This is a genomic window from Desulfosporosinus sp. OT (assembly GCF_000224515.1).
GTDB lineage: Bacteria > Bacillota > Desulfitobacteriia > Desulfitobacteriales > Desulfitobacteriaceae > Desulfosporosinus.
The window spans coordinates 1-558 of sequence record NZ_AGAF01000094.1 but is presented as its reverse complement, the minus strand read 5'-3'; the positions used below and the strand labels follow the sequence as shown (position 1 = coordinate 558).

The following is a 558-nucleotide window of genomic DNA, read 5'->3' as shown; positions in this document are numbered from 1 at the left end:
TCAACAGGGGCTTATCATTATCCGGTACTCACATATCTGAAAGAGCATGATATTTTTGCTTCTGTTATTAATCCGCTAGTAATGAACAAGTATGTTAATGTGGCCATCCGTAAAGGAAAGACGGACAAGCTTGATGCCATCAAGATAGCGAATTTTGGTTTAGATCATTGGTATCATCTTATAGACTACACGCCAACGGCGGATGTGTATGATGAGTTAAAAACGCTCAATCGTCAATATTTAAACTATATGTCTATGCGTATCCAGGCGAAACAAACGCTCACAAATCTGCTGGATCGAACAATGCCGGGGATAAAAACTCTGCTTTGGAATCGCTCAGATATGCCAGATCGAGACAAATTGTGTGACTTTGTAAAGGAATACTGGCACTTTGACAACATCACGCGTCTCTCCGAGGCTCAATTCATCAACAACTATAATACTTGGGCAAAAAGTAAAGGATACCGAGCCAGTACGGAGAAAGCGAAGAAAATCTACGCCCTTGCACTGGATGGCATCCCCACTTTGTCTTCCAATACGCCATCGACCAAAATGCTC

At 42.1% G+C, this 558-nt stretch carries 1 protein-coding gene; it reads left to right on the top strand.

Features of this window, described 5'->3' with window-relative positions:
- A partial coding sequence (locus tag DOT_RS08355) for a transposase (protein ID WP_040411661.1) occupies positions 1–558 on the top strand: 558 nt, incomplete at both ends.